The sequence below is a fragment of the Mycoavidus sp. HKI genome (assembly GCF_020023735.2).
In the GTDB taxonomy this organism is placed as follows: domain Bacteria; phylum Pseudomonadota; class Gammaproteobacteria; order Burkholderiales; family Burkholderiaceae; genus Mycoavidus.
This window is the reverse complement of sequence record NZ_CP076444.2, coordinates 1,046,856-1,065,407: the sequence shown is the minus strand read 5'-3', so window position 1 is coordinate 1,065,407 and position 18,552 is coordinate 1,046,856. Positions and strand designations below refer to the sequence as shown.

General features: G+C 44.3%; 7 protein-coding genes. 3 read left to right on the top strand and 4 right to left on the bottom strand.

Features of this window, described 5'->3' with window-relative positions:
- Window positions 1-451: 451 nt before the first annotated feature.
- Both KMZ15_RS04365 and KMZ15_RS04360 read left to right on the top strand, forming a co-directional pair.
- The gene (locus tag KMZ15_RS04365) at window positions 452-952 is read left to right on the top strand and encodes a DUF4385 domain-containing protein (protein WP_223694564.1); all 501 of its coding nucleotides are present in this window, start codon (window positions 452-454) and stop codon (window positions 950-952) included.
- A gap of 284 nt (window positions 953-1,236) precedes the next feature.
- A complete protein-coding gene (locus tag KMZ15_RS04360) occupies window positions 1,237-3,747 on the top strand; it encodes an ATP-binding protein (protein WP_223694562.1) in 2,511 nt (836 codons plus the stop codon).
- Here the strand turns inward: KMZ15_RS04360 and KMZ15_RS04355 are convergent.
- Entirely contained in the window at window positions 3,744-7,682 is a 3,939-nt protein-coding gene (locus KMZ15_RS04355; protein ID WP_308710591.1) for a YadA-like family protein, read from the bottom strand. The genes KMZ15_RS04360 and KMZ15_RS04355 overlap by 4 nt on opposite strands.
- 956 nt (window positions 7,683-8,638) lie before the next feature.
- Here KMZ15_RS04355 and KMZ15_RS04350 point away from each other — a divergent pair.
- Window positions 8,639-8,818 (top strand): Hpt domain-containing protein, encoded by a 180-nt coding sequence (locus tag KMZ15_RS04350; RefSeq protein WP_258134767.1) that lies wholly within the window; start codon window positions 8,639-8,641, stop codon window positions 8,816-8,818.
- Here KMZ15_RS04350 and KMZ15_RS04345 read toward each other — a convergent pair.
- From KMZ15_RS04345 to smc, 3 genes are all read right to left on the bottom strand, one after another.
- A complete protein-coding gene (locus tag KMZ15_RS04345) occupies window positions 8,815-13,719 on the bottom strand; it encodes a YadA-like family protein (protein WP_223694558.1) in 4,905 nt (1,634 codons plus the stop codon). The genes KMZ15_RS04350 and KMZ15_RS04345 overlap by 4 nt on opposite strands.
- A 104-nt stretch (window positions 13,720-13,823) precedes the next feature.
- Complete coding sequence (locus KMZ15_RS04340; RefSeq protein WP_223694556.1) at window positions 13,824-14,963, bottom strand: cell division protein ZipA C-terminal FtsZ-binding domain-containing protein; 1,140 nt, start codon at window positions 14,961-14,963, stop codon at window positions 13,824-13,826.
- A gap of 26 nt (window positions 14,964-14,989) precedes the next feature.
- A complete protein-coding gene (smc, locus tag KMZ15_RS04335) occupies window positions 14,990-18,508 on the bottom strand; it encodes a chromosome segregation protein SMC (RefSeq protein WP_223694554.1) in 3,519 nt (1,172 codons plus the stop codon).
- Between the last annotated feature and the right edge of the window lie 44 nt (window positions 18,509-18,552).

The following is an 18,552-nucleotide window of genomic DNA, read 5'->3' as shown; positions in this document are numbered from 1 at the left end:
TTTCTTTGATCGTATTAATTAGATTAACTTGAACACACTTAATAGATACTAATAGCACTACTGTCGGAAAACAAGCAAAAAACTTTTTATTTTATTGTTGCTGGCTATTGGATATTTTTGCGATCAGCAAAAAATCTATTGCTCTCATACCCATCCATCCTCCCTCCCCTAATGCTCATTTTGGAGAAAAACTCATGGCAAACCGAAGTCGCCTGTATTCAAGCAATGCCATTCCCGGCCCTGCCTGATGTGAAGCAGGAAACGCGCACGCTCACTGGAATTTATGAGTGGAATTACGATATCCCAGCCCCCATGTAGGATCTTGATCAATGAGTTTGATCTTATGTATGACTATTTTATGAATTGACTGCACTCATGCAAAATAAGATAATCATGTTAAATTCTAGCAATTTTAAAAATAAAAATTACTTTCAATGTTGGAGCTTCTATTATGGTCTATAAATCCTCTACCAAACAGCATAAAAGAGAGAACTGGGATAATATTAAGGATAGCTACTCATGGAATGCTGAAACAGATTATCGATTGCATCCTGAAAAATATAAAGTTGGCAAAGGCGAACAAGGCGTTCTTTTATGTGAGCCTTACAAATCAGAAATCCTGCCTCATTGGCGTTTCAAAGATGCTTCGATTTCCGAAATAAGCAGCACTAAAATCTTCGATCTTTTTCAAGCATATCTAGCAAAAACAGATTTCGTAGGGGCGGATATGGCGCGCAAATTTCTGCAAATGGGTTATACACGCGCGCGCCGATACGCAAATCATGCCGGTGGCAGAAAATACAATCCGCAAAACGGAGAAGAATTGCCGCGTTCGCCGGAAGACCCTGTAAAAGCGGAGAGTGCTGCTATTTTTCGTCAAAAATGGCAGGAAGCGGAAAGTAATTTTGTATATAAGAAAATGAAAGCAGATTGGAAAAAAAACTATGGTTAACCACTAACATTGTCAAGCCTTCTCTTTGGTTATGGGCATTCTTAACTGGGGTAGTGATGCAGAATACCTCATGATTACCAATAGCTGAGAAGAAGCTCTAGAGGTTGTAAATAATTGCCCGCTATACTACCTAGCCCGCAAGCATGATCTCCCCCTTGCCCTACTGCTTTATGGCATGGATTCATGGCTTTGCATGAGACAACCAAAATGTTTCAAATTATGTGCCTGAGTGACTAAAATTTCTGGGTAATCATGAGGCACACTACAGCGTCGGCAAATTTCTCATGAACACAGGTTATTTAAGTTATGGGCATTTTTACTGGGTGTGGTCGGTGCTATTCGTTTGGGTTTACACGATCTCGATTCACGCGCATGGCGCCGAGAATAAAATCTGCTTTTCCTCTGAGGAGCGAACTTGGCTTAATCAACATCCAGTGGTGCGGATTGCGGTCGCGCCGGGTTGGGGACCGATTGAATTTATCGAGCACGGCCAGCATCAAGGCTTAACCGCTGGATACCTACAGGCTATTACACAAATCAGTGGTTTGCAATTTCAGTTGGTACCCACCGGCTCCTTGCAGGCATCGCTCAAAGAATTGCGAGCGGGTCATGTAGATCTATTGCCAATCGCGTATGGTTTTCCTGAAGTGGATGAAGCATTGGGCTATGTGCTTTGTACCCGCCCTTATTTCAGCGGCTCAAGCGTTTTCATTACTAAGGGGGAGGTGCCGGTGACCGCCGATTTGCAACAACTCGCCGGTCATGTGGTGGCAATCAGCAACAGTACATTTTATACGCATTGGCTAGGTCGATATCATCCCGACATTAAAATCTTAAAGGTTGCCTCTTCAGAGGCTGCTCTGGCTGCTGTTGCCACAGGTAAAGCTTATGCAGCGTTGGGGTTTAGCATGAATTTTCATCATTTAATAAATACCAAGTACCGTGGCGTGCTTTTTTATTCAAGTAAAGTCCCTAATTTACCGATTATTGGCCGCATGGGGGTGCGAGGTGACCTTGCTTTATTGCGAGATATTTTAGATAAATCGCTCGCGATGCTCTCAGCGGCACAAAAAGATGAGATTGAACAGCGCTGGATTTATCTCTCGCCTCAGCCTTCCGGGGCGCAATCCGCGTCTCAAACAGTGCTCCACCATACTTCATTTTATCGCTCATATCATGAAGCCCTGGTGCTAGCGATAAGCTCGATCATTTTTATTTGCCTAGTTTTGCACGTGTGGCAGACCCATAAAAAAGCTTCCGAAACAGTAAAAGAAAAATCTCTGTTGCTCGCTGTTTTCAGTCATGAATTACGCACGCCGATTAGTGCGATTATCAGTGCAGTTGAAATGCTTAAACGATTTTCTGGTGATGCAAGGCGGCAATCGCGCTTGATTGCCGTGACGGAATCAACGGCCCAATCATTGCTGCTATTACTTAATGATACGTTAAATAATGAGGGTGAGCTGCCGCTTAAAAAAACTTCGGTACAACTAGCGACATTGGCTAAAGAAGCGATCGATGTCATTGCTGCACCTGCTGCAAATAAGCGTTTGCCCATTTTTATAGATATGAGCGAAAACCTGCCCGAGCGGATTTGCATAGATGCTTTGCGGCTAAAGCAAATTTGCGTTAATTTGCTGGCCAATGCAGTTAAATTTACAGATACAGGTTCAGTTACTTTGAAGCTCGTAATAGATAAATCCGATTTCATTGCAAATACAGCTGAACTCATCATAGAGGTGCGCGATACAGGGATTGGAATTTGCCCGCAGCAGCAAACCCGTCTATTTCACCCTTTCTCGCAAGCCAATCATTCAATCACCCGTCGCTATGGCGGTTCTGGCTTAGGGCTGATGATTTCAAATAAGCTCGTTAAACGTATGGGCGGCAGCATTACGATTGAGAGCGTACGAGGGCAAGGCACAACAGCCAGTGTGTGGGTGCCTATACAGGTGCTGCAATGGAATTCAAATCACCCACAACAACAGGCAAAACAACAGGTTGATCAACGTCCGTCAGCGCAAGCTTCTGCGCCTACTTCCACTGCACCCACGGTGCTTTTGATTGAAGACCATATTGCTATCCAATCTATCGTACTCGAGCAAATTAGCGCGCTTGGCTATCGTGCCGTACTGGCCGCTAATGGCACGCAAGGATTGAAAATGTGGCAAGAGCATTCATTTCCACTTGTGCTGATGGATTGTTCATTGCCTGATCTTGATGGTTATGCCATTGCGCGTGAGATTAGGCGTATGGAACAACAGCGGGGCCCAAATTACCCTCGTACCGCCCTCCTCGCTCTTTCCGCGGCTACTGATAATACGCATCAAACACAATGTTTTGCAAGTGGGATGGACGGCGTATTGAGTAAACCATTAGACAGTGCTGTGCTGCAACGCATGTTGGCGGTTTGGGCGCCATTGCATGGCCCTGAGAGTAGCGTCGACAGCACTTCGGATAAGCCCACAGTTCTCTCTGAAATAAATCCCTTAAACGAAACAGCTCGGACTTCAATCGAAGATCCGAGCCGCTTGATCATACGTTTTCAACAGAGTATAGCGCAAGACATGAGCCAACTTGATGCTGCTTTGAACCGGTGCGACATAGCAAGCGTTGCCCACTATGCGCACCAGATTAAAGGGTCAGCCCTAATGTGCAAGTTTTCAGCTATTGCTCATACCGCTGATCAGCTAGAAAGGGTAGCCCGCTCTCGTAGCACTGATCGCGAGCAGCTGGACCAAGCGCTACGGGATTTACGCAAGGCTTGCAGCGGGCAGGAGGGCCCGCTAGTTTAAAACTCATAACCAACCTGTACACGCATCCCTGTGTCTGAGCCCGCTTTTGAAGCAGCCGCATTAATAATCATTTGCCCACCGCGTGAACGGTAAGTCACGCCAACGCCGGTTGCTTTGCGTCCTTTAAAACTTGCGGTGCCTATGCTTACCATGGTGCCACCAGGACGGGTTGGCCCCATACTGGGCATAGCCATGGCGGCAGCTACACCTGAATAGGCGTGGTTTGCTACGTTGTTGATGCTTTGGCGCATGTCATTCATGCCTTGCACAACTTCAGAAAAGCGGTGGTCTGTGTATTGCATTGATTTATTCATTGAATACATAGTGCTCTGGAAAAGCTGAGCCCCGTTGACTGCATCAGTGCTGTCTTCTGATATTTTGCCAGGAGCTACGTTAGAGACTTTGACCGGAGTTTTTGAATCGGTGCCGCCTAGGGTAACGCTATTACGTTGGTCATCATCGTAGAGTACTGCATTGCTATGGCTTCCTGAGGGAAAGGCAGAGGCAGCCATATTTTTTGTAAGCATCTCAAATGCAAGGATATTTTGCGTAGACTCTGCAACCACATCTTTGTTAGCAAGGACAGTTTGTTTCGCTTCTGCAACCACATCTTTGTCAATAAGGACAGTTTGCTTAGCTCCTGCAACCGTATCAGTGTCAGCAAGGACCGTTTGCTTAGCTTCTGCAACCGTGCCTTTGTCAGCAAGGACAGTTTGTTTCGCTTCTGCAACCGTATCGGTGTCAGCAAGGACCGTTTGCTTAGCTTCTGCAACCGTGCCTTTGTCAGCAAGGACAGCTTGTTTCGCTTCTGCGACCGTATCGGTGTCAGCAAGGACCGTTTGTTTCGCTTCTGCAACCGTGTTTGTGTCAGCAAGGACCGTTTGTTTCGCTTCTGCAACCGTGTTTGTGTCAGCAAGGACAGTTTGTTTCGCTTCTGCAACCGTGTCTGTGTCAGCAAGGACAGTTTGTTTAGCTTCTGAAACAGTGTCTTTGTCAGTAAGGACAGTTTGCTTAGCTTCTGCAACCGTATCGGTGTCAGCCAGGACAGCTTGTTTAGCTTCTGCAACCGTGCCTTTGTCAGCAAGGACAGCTTGTTTAGCTTCTGCAACCGTGCCTTTGTCAGCAAGGACAGCTTGTTTAGCTTCTGCAACCGTATCAGTGTCAGCAAGGACAGTTTGTTTAGCTTCTGCAACCGTATCGGTGTCAGCAAGGACAGTTTGCTTAGCTTCTGCAACCGTGCCTTTGTCAGCAAGGACAGCTTGTTTCGCTTCTGCGACCGTATCGGTGTCAGCAAGGACAGTTTGTTTAGCTTCTGCAACCGTGCCTTTGTCAGCAAGGACAGTTTGCTTAGCTTCTGCAACCGTGCCTTTGTCAGCAAGGACAGCTTGTTTCGCTTCTGAGACCGTATCGGTGTCAGCAAGGACAGTTTGTTTCGCTTCTGCAACCGTGTCTGTGTCAGCAAGGACCGTTTGTCTAGCTTCTGCCTCTGTTTCTTTTCTGGCCAGTTCAATTTTCCTGTTTTCAGCATTGCTTTGAGCGCTTATTTCAGCAGAAACGGTAGATCTAAACATAGAATTTGCTAAATCTGAATCAATAGAAAGCTCCTTTAAAGGTCTAGACCTTTTGGGAGGGGGAGATAAATCATCCTCAGATTGTGGATCATCTTTCGTAGAACTGTCTGTATGAATCTCGCTGTTTCCCGGCAATGCGCCCATTACGGATGAAAAAGTAGGATAGGAGCTGAAAGCCTGTTTGTTATCAGCCGTAAAAAACCTACTATTGCGCCTATTGTTTGGACTTTCATTATCTGAGGCTTGACTTTCTGAATCTGATAGCTCCCGACTAAGAGGTAGCAATGGGCTATTACCTGTTAATATATCAAATTCGTTTAAAACGGCTTGCTTAATTTGTGCTTCACTAGGAATTTCTCTAAGATTCATTGTATCTATAGAATCTTGTAGTTCCATAGATACATTATTAAGCCTATCAATATCAATCTCAGCTTGATCTAAACGATTTTCTACCGTCTCTACGGTTAAAAACAACTCATCTAATTTTTCTGGTTTTAAATCGTTTTTAGATTTAGACTTCACGATAGAAATATCTACTTTTTTTTCAAAATTTTCAAGTTTTCCAGATAAATCAAAAATTTGATCAAATAAATTATTTTCAGTACGTTCTCTTCTTGCGGATAATCTTTTAGATATAGCAGTAGCTTCATCAAAATGTGTTTGGCTGACTTTCCCTTCTAATTTTTCCTGAAACTCTTCTTGTTTTGCTTTTATTTTATCCGTGTCTTCTCGTATTGCTTCTGTTAAAGCAATAGAATCTTGCAAATCTTTTCTATATTTATAAGTGTCTGTTTCAATTATTTTTGATAACTCTTTCTTTAGGTTTTCTCGGGTATCATGGTAATCATTTGATAATTTATATAAATGATTATCCAAGCTTGTGATAAAACGTTGACTTTCCATAATTGATTGATTTAATTTATTGACTTCACCATCTAATTGTTGACGGTTAACTGCATCATTGCCTTCTATGCCATCTGCAATTCCAGCTAATCTTACTGGATTATTATATTCTGAAATAAAACGAACCAATTCTCTATCATGGCTAAATTTAACAAGTGACTTTTGCCTTTGTAATGACTCAAACTTTTGATCTAGCAGGTCTAGTTGCCCCTTATTTACTGCTGAATACTCAGAGTCGCCCGGCGCAATTCCATTTAATATTGATGGCATCATTTTTTTGGAATCCGAAGGATCATTAGTTGAAAAGTCAATTATATTTTCATTAGATTTTTTGATGTAAAATGGTTCAATAAGATTTGCAATGCCTACATTTACAGCCCCCCTAAAAATGTCTTCCAATTGGCCCATCACGACTACATCATTTTCGGCAGTGCCAGCTTCTACACCACGAATTTGACGTCCACCCATTAACATAGACGCTGGAATTCTTTGAGTTCCCAGTGCTTCTGGAATTTCCGGCACCATATAAATTGGGGGGGAGTTCAAAGCATTTCCCGTATTTTCCATAATACGAGAGCCTTCTTCTGGGGTAATATGCATAATAAGATCGTTGATTTGCCCTTGATTAACTGCATCGTTATCACTTTTAGCCGGTGCTACGTCGGAAATTCTCACGAGCTTATTTCCATCCGTTTTTTTTGAGAGCGTGATTTTGTCAAATTCAGGGTCATCAGAATTTTCATCATACAAAACTGCCATACTTTTTACTTGCCCTACCGTTGCGGCATCACTATTCCGTCTACCATGTTCCACATTGACAATTTTTCGTTTAGACGCTGAGTTTCCAACTGATACGACATTTTCTACGTTGGCTTCGCTATAGTCGCCAATCGCAACTGAATTATTTGCGTTTTTGTGTACTTTAGCCTGAAATCCGATCGCGGTTCCTATATCTGTATCCACCAGAGAATGTAAACCATAATGCACTTGTTTACCTTCAGCCTCTAACTCTTCTATTTCTTCTTTATATGTTTGTGTAGTACTTTTCAGTTGTTGGAGCAAATTATTACTTTCGTCAAGTAAAGCATCACTTGTTGTGATTAAGCTATTATCTTGCATTAGACTATGGCTGATTCCTGATGCAGAGGATGTGATATAAATGCTATCCGATTCTTCTAGCGGAGAAGAAATAGAAGACATCGAAGATATGCTATCTCTCATTCGCCTTGCATCTTTCGCCCATAAAATTTCTGTATCAGATATTATTTTACCTAATAATTCTTTACTATTTGAATTTCGTTTTAGATCCACTCTTTCTTTACGTGAAATTCCTGCATCAGTGGAACTTGCAAATGAACTGGGCCTTTCTGAACTCGTAGCAGAATTCAGTGAGTCCGCAGCCGATTCGGAGTTCTCTGCTGCATAAACTAATTTACTATTAATAAATCCTAAACTGATCACTATAATAAAAGTTATAGATCTATGTAGGCACCAGGAGAAAAAATTATTTTCTTCTGCCTGTCTTTGATTTCCCAGGGGGCTATGATATGATTTACAACGATAGTGCATTAAATACCTCAAATTAAAACGAAAAAAAACAAAAATATACTTTAAGTTTAGATGAGTAAAACTTAGCCATATATAATAATAGTCTTAAAAATGTAAAGCAGAAGGAATTTATTGATATTTAAATATATAATTTTTATCTTTTCAAAATAAAAATTAGGTTTTTATGTCTAAATATTTTAATTGGAATTAGATAAATAACCGTCGCGCTAGCAGTGAACCAGCGGGTATGCTTGCTTCTTCAAGCTTAGTGTAGAGAGCCTTAATTGCTACTCAATTGCGGCCCGTGCAGCCGCTGGCAAAGCGTTCCGACGGTCATCCGTTAAGTGGGCACCTAACGCGTTGCGAGAGTAACTCTGCATAGTTATACATCGACCTAAACGGCAAGTTTTCTTCGCCAACAGGGTACATCCAGTAAAAAAATAACGCTTTTACCCCCTGTATATGTTAGGTCATCTCGCAAGAAATTGATGTTGTTAAATTGCAACACAAAGACAGAGCTTTGCTTAGCATCCGGTTTGATGAAGCGAGTACCATCGCGCGTGAGATTAGACGCATGGAACAACAGTAGGGTCAAAATTACCTTCGTACTGCCCTCCTCGCTCTTTCCGCGGCTACTGATAATACGCATCAAACACAATATTTTGCAAGCGGGATGGACGGCGTATTGAGTAAACCATTAGACAGCGCTGTGCTGTATGTTGACGTTTTGGGTGCCATTGCGGCCCTGAGAGTAGCGTCGACAGCACTTCGGATAAGCCCACAGTTCTCTCTGAAATAAAACAGCTAGGATTTCAATCGAAGATCCGAGCCGCTTGATCATACGTTTTCAACAGAGTATGGCGCAAGACATGAGTCAACTTGATACTGCTTTGAACCGGTGCGACATAGCAGGCGTTGCCCACTATGCGCACCAAATTAAAGGATCAACCCTGATGTGCAAGTTTTCAGCTATTGCTCATACCGCTGATCAGCTAGAAAGGGTAGCCCGCTCTCGTAGCGCTGATCGCGGGCAGTTGGACCAAGCTTAAAATTCATAACCAACCTGTACGCGCATCCCTGTGTCTGAGCCTGCTTTTGAAGCAGCAGCATTAATAATCACTTGGCCACCGCGTGAACGGTAAGTCACGCCAACGCCGGTTGCTTTGCGTCCTTTAAAGCTTGCGGCGCCTACGCTTACCATGGTGTGGCCAGGGCGGGCGGGCCCCATGCTGGGCATAGCCATGGCGGCAGCTACACCTGAATAGGCGTGGTTTGCTACGTTGTTGATGCTTTGGCGCATGTCATTTATGTTTTGCCCCATTTCAGAAAAACGTTGGTCTGTGTATTGTGCTGATTTAGTCATTGAATAATTGATGCTCTCAAAAAGCTGAGCCCCGTTGACTGCATCAGTGCTGTCTTCTGATATTTCGCCTGGCGCTACGTTAGAGACTTTGACAGGAGTTTCTGAATCGGCGCCACCTAGAGTAACGCTATTACGTTTGTAATTATCGTAAAGTACTGCATTGCTATGCTCTCCTGCAAAAGGAGAGAGGGTACTTATATTTTCCTCAATCGTATTAAATCGTAGCTCGAAACTGCCAAGTTTTTCTCCTAAAGCTACGAGTTTATCTTTATTCGCAGTGATGTCTTGCTCAGCTACTGTAGCTGCTCTCATAAAATCAGCTGTCTTATTAGCAATATTTTCTTTAGCACCTGTAGTAGCGTTTGCAACAGTTGCTACGTTAGCCGCAATATTTTCTTGAGCATCTGTAGTAGCGTTTGCAACAGTTGCTACGTTGGTCGCAATATTTTCTTGAGCATCTGTAGTGGCGCTTGCGACAGTTACTACATTAGCCGCAATATTTTCTTGAGCATTTGTAGTGGCGCTTGCGACAGTTACTACGTTAGCCGCAATATTTTCTTGAGCATCTGTAGTGGCGTTTGCAACAGTGGCTACGTTAGTCGCAATATTTTCTTTAGCATCTGCAGTAGCGCTTGCAACAGTGGCTACGTTAGCCGCAATATTTTCTTTAGCATCTGCAGTAGCGTTTGCGACAGTTACTACGTTAACCGCAATATTTTCTTGAGCATCTGTAGTGGCGCTTGCGACAGTTACTACGTTAGCCGCAATATTTTCTTGAGCATCTGTAGTAGCGCTTGCGACAGTTACTACGTTAGCCGCAATATTTTCTTGAGCACCTGTAGTAGCGTTTGCGACAGTTACTACGTTAGCCGCAATATTTTCTTGAGCATCTGTAGTGGCGTTTGCAACAGTTGCTACGTTGGTCGCAATATTTTCTTGAGCATCTGCAGTGGCGCTTGCGACAGTTACTACTTTAGCCGCAATATTTTCTTGAGCATTTGTAGTGGCGCTTGTGACAGTTACTACGTTAGACGCAATATTTTCTTGAGCATCTGCAGTAGCGCTTGCGACAGTTACTACTTTAGACGCAATATTTTCTTGAGCATCTGTAGTAGCGTTTGCGACAGTTACTACATTAGACGCAATATTTTCTTGAGCATCTGTAGTGGCGCTTGCGACAGTTGCTACGTTAGTCGCAATTTTGTATTGAGCACCTGTAGTGGCATTTCCGATCGTTGTTACGTCAGTCGCAATACTTTCTTGAGCAACTGTAGTGGCGCTTGCGACAGTTGCTACGTTAGTCGCAATTTTGTATTGAGCACCTGTAGTGGCATTTCCGATCGTTGTTACGTCAGTCGCAATACTTTCTTGAGCATCTGTAGTGGCGCTTGCGACAGTTACTACTTTAGCCGCAATATTTTCTTGAGCACCTGTAGTAGCGCTTGCGACAGTTACTACTTTAGTCTCAATATTTTCTTGAGCATCTGTAGTAGCGCTTGCAACAGTTGCTACTTTAGCCGCAATATTTTCTTGAGCACCTGTAGTAGCGTTTGTGACAGTTACTACTTTAGCCGCAATATTTTCTTGAGCATCTGTAGTGGCGCTTGCGACAGTTGCTACGTTAGTCGCAATTTTGTATTGAGCACCTGTAGCGGCATTTCCGATCGTTGTTACGTCAGTCGCAATACTTTCTTGAGCACCTGTAGTAGCGTTTGTGACAGTTACTACTTTAGCCCCAATATTTTCTTGAGCATCTGTAGTAGCGCTTGCGACAGTTGCTACGTTAGCCGCAATATTTTCTTGGGCATCTGTAGTAGCGCTTGCGACAATTGCTACGTTAGTCTCAATATTTTCTTTAGCATCCGTAGTAGCTTGATTAACAGCAACAACATTGTTAGTTTGAAATATACTCGCCAATGCTTCACTACTGTTTTCACGAATAGGCACTAAATTTGAACTGTAGCTTTTTCTCTTTGACCGATTTCTTGGACTAGATTCAGAAATTGTAGTGTAGTTAGTATCTGTATCGCTGTCGGATAATGAATAGGAAATATTGTCGCTATCACTTGTAAGATTAGATGAGTGTAATAGCATTTCTGTTATCTCAGTTGCTTGCGTCATACTATTTATGGTCGACTCGAGGAACTTATGAAGGGGAGGTTCTATTTGACTTAAAGAGTCAACTATATGGTATAGATTTTTTACATCTTTAGCCAAAAGATTGAATGTTTTTCTAGATACTGTGTTTTGGCGGTTAGATATAGAAGTGCTTGGCTTGTTTGTGGTTGCACTACTATCGCTTGAGTTTCCTTCATTAAGGTACATTCCCCTCTTATTTTTTCTTCTTTCGAAAATCATAGATCTTTTAATCGGGCTAAAGTGAGTTTTTTGGTTAGCACGATGATTATTTGAAGTTGAAGAAAATAAGGTGTTACTGCTTTCTCCTAAGGAGTTACAATCTCGAGCATACTTAGTAAGAAGCTCCACTCCAATAGAAGATGGATGAGGTGATTGCTTAGATCTTGACATGTGACTTAATACTGGGCTAGTACTTAGCCTGTCTTCAAAATCTTGGCTGTCAACATAGTTGTCAACATAGCTGTCAAGACGCTCGTTAACATAGGACTGAAGATTAGGTGCTCCTGTAAGATCCAAGCTAATCTGCTCAATACTTTTTTTAACGTTTCCTATATCAGCTTCTACGGAGGTTAAACCTTGTGAAAAATTATCCAACTCTGTGTAAAATTGATTAATTTCCGCATGGACTTGAGAATAATTTTTAGTAATATGGTTATCAAATTTTTGCGACTGATCATTAAGTTGGCTGATTGTCGCCGCATCGTTGTCAAACTTGCCAGGAGCAATATTTCTAAGAATTACGCCTGACTTTTCTTCGGGAAACAAACTAATACTAGTAGTAGTATCATCCAATTTTTTATGATAATTTAGATTCAATTGGCGCTTACTGTTACTAATAAGTTTTTCAGAATTATTTGATGTTTTATAATCAAAATTATTATTTATAATATTATTATTTTTTAACAAATAACCACGAAGTTTCGATAGCGCATCATGATTCTCATCTTTGAAATAAGTTAATGCATCCACTCTATCTTTTTGATTTAAAGATTCAAGTTCTTGTTTCTTAATTTTTCTATCTATTTTTGTCAATTTATCATCTATAGGAATTAACTTTTCAACATCATTTTGTAAGGAGTTAAATTTATTATGCCAATCTTCATATGATTTTTTAATATTATTATAATTATAACTTCCCATTCGTTCCTCGGCTCCCATTAATTTTTCATCAAGTTGCCTAACATTCACCGCATCAGTCGGATATTCACCATCCTGGACATGAGTCATTTGACGTAGATTGTTTGGTCCCCCTACTGATACGGTATTTGCTCTATCGCTAATACTCTGCCAACCCAGTGCGAGTGAATTGAATCCTTTCGCAATAGCCTCATGTCCAAATGATGAAGCCTGATCACGAGCCGCTTGTGAGCCACTGCCAAATGTAGTCGTACCAGCACCTGAGGCTAACGCACGCACACCAAATGCAGTTGCTCCGGGGCCGACTGCATGGCTACTCCGGCCCAAGGAAAGCGGAGGTATACCCCTTCCTATTTGGGTAGGATCATTTATCTCGAATAATGAATCAAGTTTAGAACTCAAGTGATTCACTTGATTCAAGTTTTGTGTAAAAATCTCACTTGTAAAACGTTGTATTGCTTCGATTTTTGTATCTAATATTTCATTAAATAAGCCAAATGAAACCGCATCTTCATCTTTTTCAGCTGTTGCGAGCCCACGAATTATTGTAGGGCGACCAGAATTTTTAGTGAGGGTGATTAGCTCTGTAACAGATTCATTATCTTGATTAGCATCATAGAAGACTGGCATTGAGTGATTGTCCTCTTCTCGTATTTCTTTATTATATTCTCCTATTTCTTTTGTGATATTGTCAAGATGAGAAAAATAATCAGAATAACTTGCATATCTTTCTCCACCCAACACCAGAGAGACATTAGAATCAAAAGAATCTTCGTGACTAAAATCTATTGAATTTTCTATGGCATCATATTTTAATTTATCTGAAGATAACCTTTTTTCTAATACATTTTTCAAATGCTCACTTTGCTCAAGCATGATTTTGCCTGTACTAATTTCGTTTGAGTCAATATTAGCTGGGGTAGTGGGTGATAGAGTTCGAGAGTTAGATCTAGGTTTATCCCTTGGCACTAGTAACTGAGAATCAGACCCTCTTCGTGTCAAAGGAATAGTTATTTTAAGTTCAGCGCGCTGACCTGGCGATTTAGATTCACCCTGGTTGCTATTCATAGCATGCCCAAATGTACTGGCAATAACACTTAAGATAACCACTGCATAAAAAATTGTTTTCCGTAACAATGTGTATATGCATTCAATAAATTTACTCCGCTTAATATTAATTTGGGCAAGCGTATTCACCGCATTTAAATTGCAAAAGTACTGCATTAAAACCTCAAAATAAAAAAATAATGAAATGTATCTTAAAGGAACTTGAATTGAATATGAGAATAACCTTAAATAAAATAAAGGCATTTATTTTAATTATTTGCGTAATTGCCAATTAATACTTACAATTCAAATTTAAATCTAGATTATTTTAATGTTTAAATATTAATCTATATTTAGTTAAGTAACGCTTACATAAACAGCCGCCGTGCCAGTGGCGAACCAGCTGGCATACCCACTTTTTCAAGCTTAGCGTAGAGAGTTATTAATTGCTGTTCGATTGCAGCTAATTCAGCTGCTGACAAAGCGCGTTGCCGGTCATCAGTTAAGTGTGCGCCAATGCGTTGCGAGAGGGATGATGCATAGTGACACATGAGCCTAAACGGCAAAACTTCCTCGTCGGCGGCTGGTACATCAAGTAAAAGTGTAATGTTTTGACCTCCTTTATATGTTAGGTCGTCTCGCAGGAAATTAATGTTATTAAATTGCAATACAAATACTGGATTTTGCTTAGCATCGAGTTTGATGAAGCGCATGCCGTCGCGTGACAGCAGCAGTCCGTCCTGGGTTGCAATGGCTTGTATATATTGGGCTGACCAAGGAGCGCCGTCCGAGGTTGCATTGATTGAAAGCTGGACATCACATTGGGCGGCAAATGCGTCAAGTTCGCGTGCAATAGCGACAGTTGCAGCCATATCGGGACAATCTAATTCGGCATCTAGCGCCTCGGCAAGGGTTTGTGCGCCGGTGATGAATTCAGAAAACTCTAGCTCGTTTAATGGGCCGGAACGATTGGCTAGCTGTACGGCAATACGCAAAGCTTGATAACGGCCACCAGGCTGTAAGCTTTGCCAGTTGGCGCTGTTGTCGCTAGGTTTGCCTTCGATAAAAATAGGTTTGTTGCCCGCGCGGCGTAGTCGTTGCGCAAGTGGCATGAGTTTTTCGGCAGCAATCGGCGCGCTCAGATGTAATGGCACAATGCAATCGATACGGCGATCGATGATGCTCACCAGCCTGGGATCGTTGGTTAGAGGCAGATCGTTTGTGGGCTCAGCTGGCGGATGGGTGGCTGAGGGTATGCTTAAGGTTGTTCCATTGGCTACTTCGTCGTACTGTGTACTATCCGCTTGAGGCTGAAGGCTGGTTGGTGCAGAATTAAGCAATGCGAGTTCATCAGATAGTTCTTCTACCTGTTCCTTTGGCTTGAGTTCAGTTGGCAATGAACGTGGCAAAGCACGCCGAATTTTAATCCGTTGCCATGCGTTGTAAGTGATAACGCTCAGTAAAACCGATATTCCCGCGCTGATTAAAGCGAATTGCAGTTCGTCCATGCCCTTTCTCTAGTTTTCTCCGTGCCTCAGGCGGCGGCCACAAAATTTGCTGCCGCCTCCATATCGACTGCGACAATGCGCGAAACACCCTGCTCTTGCATAGTAACGCCAACCAGTTGTTGCGCCATTTCCATCGCAATTTTGTTGTGTGAGATAAACAGAAATTGCGTGTGGCTGGACATCGCCCGCACTAAATTGACAAAACGCTCGGTGTTTGCATCATCAAGGGGGGCATCCACTTCATCCAGTAGACAAAATGGTGCTGGGTTAAGTTGGAACAATGCAAACACCAAAGCGGTGGCCGTCAGGGCTTTTTCACCGCCGGAAAGTAAATGAATGGTTGAGTTTTTCTTGCCCGGCGGCTGGGCAATCACTTGTACGCCAGCATCGAGAATTTCGTCGCCAGTCATCAACAGTTTTGCTTGCCCGCCGCCAAAAAGGCGTGGGAAGAGTTCACCAAAATGACGGTTCACTTCATCAAAAGTGTTTTGTAATAGCAGACGTGTTTCTTGGTCGATTTTGCGAATGGCTGTTTCAAGCGTATCGATCGCGCTATTTAAATCGGTGGATTGCGCATCCAAGAATTGCTTACGTTCACGGGCGGCTGCACATTCGTCAAGCGCCGCCATATTGACCGGGCCAAGTGCCTGGATTGCCTGATTTAAGCGGGTAAGCTCACTTTGCAAAGCAGATGGCTTAAGCTCCGGGGAGAGTTTGGCGGCAAGTTCAGCTTGGTTGGCGCCGGCGCTAGCAAGTTGTTCATCGAATTGCGTTTGATTCAGTTGTGCGGCTTGTGTTTTGAGTTGTAGTCCAGTGATCTGTTCGCGTAGCGGCTGTAACCTGCGCTCAGCCGTTAAACGCGCCTCGTCGGTCGTACGGAGTTGCGCGCCAAGCGTATCGAGCTCGGTGCGTGCCGCCAATACTGTTTGTTCTTTGGCAACGCGCGCGTTCAGCGCATCCTCAAGGCTTTCCTGTAAGATTTGGCTATGGGTTGTTTCGAGTTCAGTCTGGGTTTGCTGTAGCGTGTTCAGGTGCTGCTCAGCTTGCTCATGGGCGGCTTGGATCAGACGTTTTAACTCATCGATTCGATTGGCTGCAGCGCGCACTGCGTAGTGTGCTTCTTGCGCACTACGCTCATGTTCGCGGGCTTGCTGACGCGCTTGAGTCAGCGCTTGCTCAAGGGTGCCGAAGCGGTGTTGATCATCGCTGAGAGTTGCCTGGGCCGCCAGTAGCGATTGGCGCGCCTGTTTAAAGTTATCTTCAGCTTGAGCGAGGTGTTCGTGTTGCGTCTCAATGTGCGCCACGACTTCCGCTAGCTCCTCATTGATTTGTGCGCTGCGTGCAGTATAACGTTCTTCGGCTTGGGTCAGTTTCAGTGCGGCTAGTTGCAAGCCATGGCCGTGTTGGGTGATCTGTTCGATCTGTGCGCGGGCTTCGGTTAGCGTTTGATTGGCTTGACGCCAGGCGGCTTCAGCGCGCGTTGCCACTGTTTTGACGTCCTCCGTGAGTAGGCTTTGCGCACGCACTTGTTTGTCCAAGTTTTCAATTTCTTGCGAGCGCGCAAGCAGGCCTGCTTGCTCAGAGTCCGCAGCATAGAATTGCACGCCGACGCGGCTGATCTGATGACCCGCTGGCACAACAAAGACTGAGCCAACCGGCAGTTGCGTGCGCTCGGCGAGCGCTTGCGTCAGAGTCTCGGCAATAAAGACACCTGCTAGCCAGTCCGCTAGTACAGTGCGCAAATTGGGGTCGTTAATGCGTAAGAAGGCGAACAGCGGATGTAAACCGGTACCGGTGGCCGGCGTTAACGGGCACGCTGGCGGCGGCGCAAAAAAGGCGAGTTTCGCGGCAGGCGCTCCAGCTACTAGTGTAGGCGTTTGCGCCAGATCTGCAATTTCAAGGGCGGCCAAGCGTTCACGTAACACTGCCTCAAGCGCAGTTTCCCAGCCTGGTTCGATATGGAGTTTTTGCCATAAGCGCGGCACCGCGGCGAAATCGTGCTGCTCAAGCCAGGGCTGGAGTGTATCGTTGGCTTGTACGCTTTGTTGTAGTTGCTTTAAGGCGTTGAGTTGCGCTTCGAGTTGCTGTAGGGCGGCGCTTTCAGCTTGCCACTGTTGCTGGGCTGAGCGCAGCCCTTGCTCGGTTTGTCGGGTGGCTTGCTGGGCTTCGTTTAAACGGTGCTGCTGATGACGGAGATGGTCATCTTGTTCAGCGATTTGGATGCGCGATGCTTCAAGCTGTGCCAGATCGGGCGTGGCCAGTGAACGAACTTCATTGTGCAGCCGTTCGCGCCGTTGTTGCCATTGCTGTAACTGCTGTTGCGCATTCTGTTGCTGAGCGGTTTCAAGTGTGCACGCCTGTTCAAACTGGGCGATTTGAGCACGCACCCGGGTTAACGCACCTTGCGCGTCGCGCCAGCGCGTTTCGAGGGCTGGTAATGCATCGTTTTGGGTCTGAACTTGATGATCTGCCTGCGCGCTTTTTTCTGTGGCGCGGGCTAAGGTCTGTTCTGCATTAATCAATTCAGTGCTGGCTTGGGCCGCTTGGGTCCGCCATTGCTCACGCTGAGCGCTTAGGTTTGCAATCTGCGTTTGGATCCGGTTACGGGTTTCTGTAATGAAGCGTATTTGCGTCTCAAGTTGGCTTATTTGCGCATTTATTTCATACAGTAGGCCCTGCTCGGCTTGCAATGTGTCGCTAGCAGTGATGTAAGCCGCTCTTAAAATCTCAAGCTGAGCCTCGATTTCACGCAGCTTGGCGGTCTGCTCTTCGAGTTCAATCTGAGTACTCGTCAGTATGCTTTGCTGCTGTGCTTTTTCTGCTTGTGCTTCATTTTTGCGTAATAGCCATAATAGCAGTTGCTTTTCTTCGCTGTCAGTCGTTAACGCCTGGTAGCGTTGCGCGATAGTCGCTTGGGCTTCAAGTTTATCGAGTTGAGTGCTGAGCTCACGGAGGATATCTTCAACCCGTATCAGGTGTTCACGCGTGTCATGCAAACGGTTGGCCGTTTCCCGCCGGCGCTCTTTATATTTTGAAACACCCGCGGCCTCTTCAAGAAAAACTCGCAACTCCTCGGGCTTGGCCTCGATGATGCGCGCAATCATGCCCTGCCCAATAATGGCATAAGCCCGGGGGCCTAAGCCCGTGCCGAGAAAAATATCTTGAATATCGCGGCGGCGCACACTCAGGTTGTTGATGTAATAGCTTGATGTGCCATCGCGCGTAAGCACACGCTTAACCGCGATTTCAGCGTATTGGCTCCACTGGCCGGCGGCGCGGCCGGCTTGATTATCAAAAACCAGCTCTACGCTTGCGCGACTCCCCGGTTTGCGATGCGTTGAGCCATTAAAAATGACATCTTGCATCGATTCGCCGCGTAATTCCGAGGCGCGCGACTCACCTAACACCCAGCGCACGGCATCAATGATATTTGATTTGCCACAGCCATTTGGACCAACCACACCAACCAGTTGGCCAGGTACCGAAAAAGAAGTTAGATCGACAAATGACTTAAAGCCGGCCAGTTTGATTGAGATTAAACGCACGAAGCAACCGCTGAATAGAAAACCTAACGAAAAAGTACAATGTG